9 protein-coding genes are annotated in these 8,675 nt (G+C 66.0%); 5 read left to right on the top strand and 4 right to left on the bottom strand.

The window, feature by feature from the left end; genetic code table 11:
• Window positions 1–93: 93 nt before the first annotated feature.
• On the bottom strand, window positions 94–573 hold the full coding sequence (locus NTX40_05810) for a prepilin-type N-terminal cleavage/methylation domain-containing protein (protein MCX5648599.1): 480 nt from the start codon (window positions 571–573) through the stop codon (window positions 94–96).
• 264 nt (window positions 574–837) lie between these two features.
• Between NTX40_05810 and dnaA the strand changes: the two genes are divergently transcribed.
• From dnaA to NTX40_05790, 4 genes are all read left to right on the top strand, one after another.
• Window positions 838–2,271, top strand: coding sequence for a chromosomal replication initiator protein DnaA (dnaA, locus tag NTX40_05805; protein MCX5648598.1), 1,434 nt, complete (start codon window positions 838–840; stop codon window positions 2,269–2,271).
• 308 nt (window positions 2,272–2,579) lie between these two features.
• Entirely contained in the window at window positions 2,580–3,701 is a 1,122-nt protein-coding gene (gene dnaN, locus NTX40_05800) for a DNA polymerase III subunit beta (GenBank protein ID MCX5648597.1), read from the top strand.
• A 74-nt stretch (window positions 3,702–3,775) separates the two neighbouring features.
• Window positions 3,776–4,162 carry a DUF721 domain-containing protein gene (locus NTX40_05795; GenBank protein MCX5648596.1) on the top strand — a complete coding sequence of 129 codons (387 nt, stop codon included), beginning with the start codon at window positions 3,776–3,778 and terminating at the stop codon, window positions 4,160–4,162.
• Between the two features lie 152 nt (window positions 4,163–4,314).
• Window positions 4,315–4,497, top strand: a complete 183-nt coding sequence (locus NTX40_05790) for a hypothetical protein (protein ID MCX5648595.1) — start codon at window positions 4,315–4,317, stop codon at window positions 4,495–4,497.
• 232 nt (window positions 4,498–4,729) lie between these two features.
• Here NTX40_05790 and NTX40_05785 read toward each other — a convergent pair whose 3' ends face one another.
• The 3 genes from NTX40_05785 to NTX40_05775 all read right to left on the bottom strand — a co-directional run bounded on the left by NTX40_05785 (window position 4,730) and on the right by NTX40_05775 (window position 6,928).
• Complete coding sequence (locus NTX40_05785; GenBank protein ID MCX5648594.1) at window positions 4,730–5,398, bottom strand: transposase; 669 nt, start codon at window positions 5,396–5,398, stop codon at window positions 4,730–4,732.
• A 208-nt stretch (window positions 5,399–5,606) separates the two neighbouring features.
• A complete protein-coding gene (locus NTX40_05780) occupies window positions 5,607–6,290 on the bottom strand; it encodes a hypothetical protein (protein ID MCX5648593.1) in 684 nt (227 codons plus the stop codon).
• A complete protein-coding gene (locus NTX40_05775) occupies window positions 6,287–6,928 on the bottom strand; it encodes a hypothetical protein (GenBank protein MCX5648592.1) in 642 nt (213 codons plus the stop codon). The genes NTX40_05780 and NTX40_05775 overlap by 4 nt, the downstream gene beginning before the upstream one ends.
• Window positions 6,929–7,317: 389 nt before the next feature.
• Between NTX40_05775 and glmS the strand changes: the two genes are divergently transcribed.
• The coding region (gene glmS, locus NTX40_05770) for a glutamine--fructose-6-phosphate transaminase (isomerizing) (GenBank protein ID MCX5648591.1) at window positions 7,318–8,675 on the top strand (1,358 nt) is incomplete at its 3' end.

Genomic DNA, 8,675 nt, shown 5'->3' with positions numbered 1-8,675 from the left:
CGTTTGCGCGGCGGCCCCGCCCCGGCGGGGCCACCACGCGAAGGTGACGGTAAGGTTCGGCCAGGAATGGACCCGCGCCCGACCCCGCGCGGCCTAGTAGCGGTTGTACGGCTGGCCGTCCCGGTCCGTCACGCCGTCCGCAAGGTCGGCGTAGAACCGGCCGCTCGCGCTGTTGTACCACCAGCCCGCGTTCTGGTCGCCCGGCGGGAACAGGGCCGAGCGGTCGTCCGTCGTCCGGATCGTCCCCAGGCCCGTCATCGGGTTCGCCGGCATCTGCTCGATGTACGGCCCGTAGATGTACTCTCCGCCTCGCACGTCGGCCACGTCCCCCGCGAAGTTCGTCGGCTTGGTCAACTGGTCGGCGAACCGGTCCCCGTCCGGGAGGTCGGCGTGCTGGTTGCGGTACACCTGGATGTGGGCCCGGATTTTCGAGAGATTCTCTTTGAGGTTGGTTTGCTTTGCCGTGGCGGGGATGTCGGCGAAGTTCACGACCACGACGCCCGCCAAAATCCCGAGGATAATGACGACGATCAGAATTTCGACCAGCGTAAACGCCCGCCTAACGGGACCCATGCGCACTTTCCTCCGGCGCGGGACTGTCCGCAACTATTTCGGCCATCCGCCCGCGCAGCCGTGACTCTTTCTCCCCCCGTCCGGCTCTTCCTCGCCTCCCGCCGACCGCGGCGACTTTCATTTGACGCCTCACCCGCTTTGTGGTAGGAATGAAGTGTTGCGTCGGCCGCCTCTCCCGGCGCGCCGGGACGAAGTTTACCCGCCTGTGGCGGGGCGGACCGCCGCATCTTTCGCGTGGACAGGCGCAGCAAGAAGGCGACAGACATGGCTTCCTCCGCTAGCGGATCTTCCGGCCAGCCCGTCGACCCGGCGCTCTGGCAGGAAGCCCTCGCTCGCCTGCGCGACCGGACCCGCAGCGTGACGGTCCCGGCCTGGCTCGCCGATGCGCGGCTCGGCTCCGTGGCCGGCTCGCGCGTCGAGGTCCGCCTGCCCGAGTCCGCCAGCGACCAGAAAGTCGCCGCCGTCCTCAAACGCGCCCTCCAGCGCGCCCTCGAGGCCACCATCGGACACCGCATCCATCTGGAGTTTCGCCACCCCGCCTCCGCCGCGGCGCCCCACACGGATGCCGAGCCCGCCGAACCCGCCCCGGCCGACCCGCGTCGCCGCGAGGCGTGCGCCAAACCCCCGAAGGCGACCCTGGAGGCGCCGCCCGCGCCCTTGCGCGACACCCCCGCCCTGAACCCCCTGTACACCTTCGAGAACTTCGTCACGGGCCCCTGCAACCGCCTCGCGCACGCGGCCTCCCTCGCCGTCGCCGACCTCCCCGGCCGCGCCTACAACCCCCTGTTCGTCCACGCGAGCGCCGGCCTTGGCAAGAGCCACCTCCTCCAGGCCATTTGCCACCGCATCCTCGCCGACCAGCCCGATCCCGATGCATCGGGACTGGCCTACATCTCCTGCGAGGATTTCGTCAACCGCTTCATCACCGCCATCGGGCACGGCCAGACGGAACAGTTCCGCCAACGGTTCCGCCACCTCGGCGTCCTCGTCATCGACGACATCCACTTCCTCGCCGACAAGGACCGGACCCAGGAAGAATTCTTCCACACCTTCAACACCCTCTACCAGGCCCAGAAGCAGGTCGTCCTCTCGAGCGATTCGCCGCCCCACGAAATCCCGAGCCTCGAGGAGAGGCTCGTCTCTCGCTTCAAGTGGGGCCTCGTCGTCCGCGTCGATCGCCCCAGTTTCGAGACGCGAGTCGCCATCGTCCAAAAGAAAGCACGCCTCCGCGAACGCGACCTCCCGGAGGACGTCGTCCAGTACATCGCCAGCGTCGTCGACACCAACAACCGCGAACTCGAAGGCGCCGTCGTCCGCGTCCTCGGCTATGCCTCCCTTTGCAACCGCCCGATCGACCTCGCCCTCGCCAAGGAAGCCCTCCGCGACCTCATCGCCGCCCCCACCCGCGCCATCACCATCCAGGAAGTCGCGGATGCCGTCATCCGGCGCTATAGTGCCCGCCTCAGCGATCTCCAGGGCCGCGAGAGGGCCCAATCCGTCGCCGTCCCGCGCCAGATCTGCATGTTCCTCGCGCGCCGCCTGTCGAACCGGAGCCTCGAAGAAATCGGCGTCTTCTTCGGCGGACGCGACCACACCACCGTCCTCCACGCCGAGCGAAAGATCCGACGCATGATCGAACACGACCCTGCTTTCCGCGGACTCGTCGAGGCCATCGAACGCGATATTTTGCGGTCGTAATCTGGGGGATAACCCGTGGCGCATCCGTGGCGCACTGGGACGCATTTCGCACCGCTCGGCCAACCGGGCCGATGCGCCACCGATCGGCCGTCCGCGCGCCACACGCTATTTCACATTCTATCCACAATCGGAGTCCAGGCCGGGCCGCCGTAAGCCATTTTACAAAGCGGCTTTACCGTGGACCCGAAAAGAAAAAAGGACTTTTCACCGGCTATAAGATGAAGGATAATTCTTTACAATCTATCCTATAACAGAACAGACTGCCCCTGCGGATCGGACCTCAGAATAGAAACAAGGAGACTCTTCCCATGAAAACCGTTTGCGACCGGGCCGCATTGACTCACGGAATCCAAGTTGCCTCGGGCGTCGTTCCGCACCGCAGTCCGAAACCGGCCCTCGCCTGCGTCAAAATCGAGGCCCGAAAGGACGGAATCACCCTTCTCGCCACCGACCTGGAGGTCGGCATCCGCTTCGGCCTCGCCAAAATGGAAGTTCAGGAACCGGGCGATGTCCTTCTGCCCGCCGAACGCCTCGGGGCGATCCTCAGGGAACTCGAAGCCGAAACCATCACCCTCGCCGGCGCCGACCAGGCCGCCGAAATCACCGCCCCCGGTTCACGATTCAAAATGCTCGGCGACAACCCGGCCGACTTCCCCAACATCCCCGAGTTCCCCGACTCCGGAGCCTTCACCGTCAAACCCGACGACCTCCTCGCGATGATCCATCGCGTCATCTTCGCCACCGCGCGCGAAAACACCCGCTACGCCCTCAACGGCGTCCTCTGGGAAGTCGAAGACGCGAACCTCTCGCTCGTCGCGACCGACGGCCGGCGCCTCGCCCTCGCCCGAGGCAAATGCAAGGACGGGCCGAAGAAAACCGTCCAGGCCATCGTCCCCTCCAAGGCCATGCAACTCATCGAGAGGTGCCTCGCCGACGTCTCCGACAAAAAAACCGACGTCCGCGTCGCGCTCAGCGAAAAGGACATTCTCGTCACGTCGCCTTCCGCCGACGGCGGAACCTGGGTCGTCTACTCCCGCCTCGTCGAAGGCCACTTCCCCAAGTACGACGACGTCATCCCGAAAGAGTGCGACAAGAAGGTCACCCTCGCCACCGCCGCCTTCCTCGGCGGCGTCCGCAAGGCCGCGCTCCTGACGAACGAGGAATCCCGCGGCATCCACCTGAAGTTCGCCGGCGACGAGGTCGTCCTGACGAGCAAGGCCCCCGAGATGGGCGAGGCCGAGATACACCTCCCCGCCGCCTACGGCGGCGAAACCCTCGAAATGGCCTTCGACCCCAACTTCCTCGTTGACGCCCTCAAGGCCATGGACTCCGAGGAATTCGTCTTCGCCTTCAAAGGGCCCGCGAAGCCCGGCGTGATGACCGAAGGACGTTCCTTCACCTACGTCGTCATGCCCATCAGCGTCGTGTGAGCGCCGCTTTCGCGCGCCTGTCCGAGCCGCGACCGATAGCGACCGGCGCCGTTGTCCTGCGAGGTGTTTATCCCATGACCCACGACATCCAACCGAGCGCCAGCCGACCGCCCGACTTGTCCGCCATAGCCCATCGGGCGACGGCGGAAGCCCGCAGGGCGAAGGCGGAGGCCGAGACCCTCGGCTCCATCCTCGCCCGGTGGATCAAACGGTCCGGCCTCGCCCACGCCGGCGACCGCGAAAGGATCACGCGCGCCTGGGAAGAAATCCTCGGTCCCGAGGCCGTTCACACCTGCCTCGACGGGATCCGTAAAGGCACCGCCACCTTCGTCGTCGATTCGAGCACGCTCCTGTCGGAACTGAACAACTTCCGCCGGCAGGAACTTCTCGAAGGCCTCCAGGCCCGCGTCAAGGCCCCCTTCATCTCCGACCTGAAGTTCCGCCTCGAAAAAAGGGCGTAACCGTCCCGGCGCGCCGGGATTCGAGCCGCGAGCCTAAGGCGCCGCCCTGAGTCCCGGTGCGCCGGGATCAGTCGCCCCGCCGGGGCTCAAAAAGGATGAGGGCAGGCCGGCTTTTTTCACCACGGGTAGACGTAGACGAAGAACGGAATCCGGTGTTTGAATTGAAAGGCGAGGTACAGTTTGATGATCCTGGGATTGTGGCGGAAATCGACTTTGCCGCGGCCAACGTTGTAATGCCTGGACCAGGTGAATTCCGCTTACAGTTGATGTCTGGCGCAAACCTGTTGTTGGAGCGCCGTATTGCGGTCCTTAAAGTTGGAGGTCAAAAGGCATGAAAGAGAACCAGAACGCGATTGAGGTTCCGGGCAAAGCGGTTCAGATTGGCGAAACTCCTCGGTGGGACGTAGCACCTGCTGTCGCCAGTACAAAATCTTGGTCGGCATTTGTGCCATTTGAGCAAGTCAGACAAATTCTTTCGCGCCGCCCTCTGCGTCGGCCAAACAGAACGGTGCCGCACGACCCCAAAGCGCCGTAAATTGCGATAATCTGTAATCTGGGGACATAATACTATTTTCCTTTGGCCTTGCGCGGTCGGCCGGGTTGGCCGGGGCGGACGCGCCGCCCGAGGCGCTTCTCCAGACGCCCCAGGAACCACGAGGCCCCCCACGGTCGCCCCGTCCGCCCGTGCCGGCGGATCGCATCCAACGCCGCCTCGTCCTCGGCTTGCATCAAAAACCGCCGCCAGTCCGACACATCCTCCACCAGCGGGTTGGAGTGCACGAGCGCATCGGGCCGGCCGCCGACGTGTCCGGCCGCGCTAGACCACGGCCATTGCCAGGCGCGCTTGACGAGCCCCGCCCGCACCGGATTCCGCTCGACGTATTGCACCACCGCCAGGACATGCGCCCGTTCCATGACGAAGGAGCCGAACCGGCCTTGCCAGAGGTACCCGCGCCAACCTTTGCGGGAGTTGATGCGATGCGTGTACCGCCGATGCGCTTCGCCGAGGGCGCGCGCGAGGGCCTCGGCCGTCTTCGGCACCGCGACGAGATGCACGTGGTTCGGCATGAGGCACCAGGCCCAGATGCGAACGCCGCACGCGTCGCACTGCTCGGCCAGGAAGGCGAGGTACGCCTCGTAGTCGGCGTCGGAGAAGAAGGTCGGCAGCCGCCGGTTGCCGCGCTGCGTGATGTGATGCGGATATCCCGGAACCACCACCCGTGCGAGCCGTGCCATGCCGGTAGCCTACCCTCCCGCCACCCGACCGGTCAAGCAAAAAACCGTATTGCGTCCCCCGAAAATCCTAGAGGCAACGCAGAACGTAGAATGCAGGATGCAGAGTGGAAAACAACAAAGGCAACGGAAGCACGGCGAGATCCCCGCCACGGGCGGGCAAGCCTCGATCCCGGCGCGCCGGGACTCGGGATGACAGACAAGAGGGCGGTCAGGCGTTGCGGAGGAGGGTGGTGGCGTAGGGGCAGGAGATGCGGGCGCGGAGGAGGCGGGGGCGAGATGCAACGCGGAACTCGGAACGCGGAACGCGGAATGAACGGCTGAGGGGCGAGCGGCGCGGCGTGGGCGTCTTGGGTGAACGGCGCGCGCTCGCCTTCGGCTCGCGGCTAAGCGTGACGGCGGTCCGCCACGGCGGATCTGCGCTGCGCTCCGACGCGGGGGCGAGGGTGAAGGCGGCGAGGGTGAAGCGCCAGGCCCCGAGCGTTCCGGAGAGGGAGCCGTCGGCATTGATGGACCAGGGGCGTTTTCGGAGGCGCGGGTTGACGGCGACGACGAGTGCGATCTCCCCCGGGGCCATGCTGTCGAGGTCTTCGGGAGTGAGAGCGGCCTGGGCCTCGCGACCGCGGTAGTCGGCGTGGGAATGGAACTCGCCGAGGTACTCGTGTTTGGGGAATCGGGCGATGAGGGACTGGATGACCTTGTTCTGCCGCTCGAAAAGGGAGACCTCGGAGAAGCGTCGTTCGGCGGTCTGGTAGGGGAGTGCGCCTTCGACGACGATTTTGCCGGGGAGGGCGTATCCGAAGAGGAGTCCGTAGGATTCGCGGCGATAGACCTCGGCGGCGGCGAAGATGACGGCGAGGAAGGCCTGCTCGGAGATGAGGATTTGGCGGTTCATGGCATTGGGTTTCGCGGGGGTTGAGGTCCCGCGGATTCGTCCCGACTTCGTCGGGACTCATCCGCGGGCTTTAGGGGCGGAGGTTCATCCGCGGGCTTTGTGGCGAGGATGCGGGAGAGCCATTCGCCGTAACGGTTCAAGAGTCCCTGGGTGCGTGGGAGGTCCTCGGTGCATTTTACGTCGCCGCTGAAGACGTACACGCTGCCGGGGGTCTCGTGGATGGGAGACATGGTGACGTGGAAGTCGAAGTGGATGTGACCTTTGTCGGAGAGGACGCCGAAGCGGATGTGTCCTTCGCCGGCGGTTCCCTGCCAGAGTTGGTCCTTTCCGTTTTCGCGGACCCAACGGTAAACGGGGAGGTTGTCCTCGCGGACCCAGCCGAAGCGGTTGCGTTCGGGGACCTGGAAGAAGACGTACTCGAAGTCGGGGTCGGCGTCGCCGAAGGGAGCGGGGGTCCGGCGAAAGAGGATGATCTGGACGAGGTGTCCGCGTGCGAGTTGGAAGGTGGCGGACGCGTAGGAGACGGACTGGTCCTTTCCGCCGGCGGCGCTGGAGATGCGGGCGGAAGGGCCGCAGCCTGGGGCGGCGAAGGCGAGGGCCAGGGCCAGGAGGGCCGGGGCGACGAACGGGCGTTTCATGGAGCGTCCTCCACGTGTTTTTCTGGGTTCGGCAAGGATCAAGTATAAACGAGGAGGCGGGGGAATGCCAATGCGGAATGCGGCCCGAAGGGCTCCTTCGAAGGAACAGGGAGAATTCGGAACGCGGAATGAACGGCATCCCGCAGCCCGCCACGGCGGGCGAAATTCGTCCCGGTGAGGCTGGGACTCATCTGCGGGCTTTGAACGGCACACGGGGGGCGCTTGTGTCGGGCGGGGGAAGCGGGTAGGCTTATAAGGGAGCCGGGAGGCGTTGGTTCCGGCGAGTCGGGGGTACGACCGCTGAAGAGGGCGCTGGCGGACTGCCGATAGAAGGCGGGGTGCGCGCCGGGCGGTGGCGCCCCCGTTAGGATTTTGAGAGGAGGCCGTGCATGTGCGGAATCGTCGGATACCTCGGCCAGAAGCAGGCGTACCCGATTCTGATTGCGGGCCTGAAGCGGCTGGAGTACCGGGGCTACGACTCGGCGGGCATCGCGCTTCAGCAGGGCGACGACGGGCGCCTGCTGGTGGTGAAGACGAAGGGTCGGATCAGCGCGCTGGAGGCGCTGATGGAGGGGAAGGACACGCGCGGGCGTCTGGGGATTTCGCACACGCGGTGGGCGACGCACGGGGCGCCGAACGACGTCAACGCGCATCCGCACACGGACGCGTCGGGGAAGTTGGCGGTGGTGCATAACGGGATCATCGAGAATTGGTCGGCGCTCAGGCAGGCGTTGGAGGCGGAGGGGGTCGAGTTCAGGAGCGAGACGGACACGGAGGTGCTGGCGCACCTTTTTGCGCGGTGTTACGAAGGGGACCTGGAGAAGGCGGTGCAGGCGGGCCTGGCGGAGGTTCGGGGGGCGTACGGCATCGCGGTGATCCACGCCGACGAGCCGGACGTCCTGGTGGCCGCGCGGAAAGGGTCGCCGCTGATCGTGGGCGTCGGCGATGGGGAGTACGTGGTGGCGAGCGACGCCTCGGCGATCATCGAGCACACGACGCGCGTAATCTATCTAGAAGACAATGAAATGGCGACTATCCGTCCGGAGGGGATGACGACCTCGACGGTGGATGCCGTGCCGACCCACAAGGAAATCTGCCGCATCGAGTGGACGCTGGAGCAGATCGGGAAAAAGGGTTACCCGCACTTCATGCTGAAGGAGATCATGGAGCAGCCGGAGAGCCTGGCGGACACGATGCGCGGGCGTCTGGAGGCGGAGGCAGGCGAGGTGCACCTGGGGGGGATCCGGGACGTGTCGAGGCAGTTGACGCACGCGCGGCGGGTGATTCTGGCGGCGTGCGGGACAGCGTGGCACGCGGGCCTCGTGGGGGAGTACCTCTTTGAGGACCTCGTGCGGATTCCGACGGAGGTGGACTACGCGAGCGAGTTCCGGTACCGCAACCCCATCATCGACGACGGGACGGCGGTGATTGCGATCAGCCAGAGCGGGGAGACGGCCGACACGGTGGCGGCGGTGCGCGAGGCGAAGTTGAAGGGGGCGCTGGCGCTGGGGATCGTGAACGTGGTCGGCTCGACGATCGCGCGCGAGACCGACGCGGGCGTATATCTGCACGCGGGGCCGGAGATCGGCGTCGCGTCGACCAAGGCGTTCACGAGCCAGTTGGTCGTGCTCGTGATGATGGCGGTGTACATGGGCCGGCGCCGGCACCTGGCGCCGTACCAGGCGGCGGAGATGATCCGCGGGCTGCAGGCGATGCCGGAACAGGTTCGGCACGTGCTCCGACTGGA

This window comes from Planctomycetota bacterium (assembly GCA_026387035.1).
Taxonomy (GTDB): domain Bacteria; phylum Planctomycetota; class Phycisphaerae; order FEN-1346; family FEN-1346; genus JAPLMM01.
This window is presented reverse-complemented; position numbering and strand designations above follow the sequence as displayed.

Excerpts from the sequence above, each read along its gene's own strand:
- NTX40_05785 (MCX5648594.1), bottom strand. The coding sequence starts at position 5,398 with ATGGCACGGCTCGCACGGGTGGTGGTTCCGGGATATCCGCATCACATC.
- dnaA (MCX5648598.1), top strand. The coding sequence starts at position 838 with ATGGCTTCCTCCGCTAGCGGATCTTCCGGCCAGCCCGTCGACCCGGCG.
- NTX40_05810 (MCX5648599.1), bottom strand. The coding sequence starts at position 573 with ATGGGTCCCGTTAGGCGGGCGTTTACGCTGGTCGAAATTCTGATCGTC.
- dnaN (MCX5648597.1), top strand. The coding sequence starts at position 2,580 with ATGAAAACCGTTTGCGACCGGGCCGCATTGACTCACGGAATCCAAGTT.
- NTX40_05775 (MCX5648592.1), bottom strand. The coding sequence starts at position 6,928 with ATGAAACGCCCGTTCGTCGCCCCGGCCCTCCTGGCCCTGGCCCTCGCC.
- NTX40_05780 (MCX5648593.1), bottom strand. The coding sequence starts at position 6,290 with ATGAACCGCCAAATCCTCATCTCCGAGCAGGCCTTCCTCGCCGTCATC.
- NTX40_05795 (MCX5648596.1), top strand. The coding sequence starts at position 3,776 with ATGACCCACGACATCCAACCGAGCGCCAGCCGACCGCCCGACTTGTCC.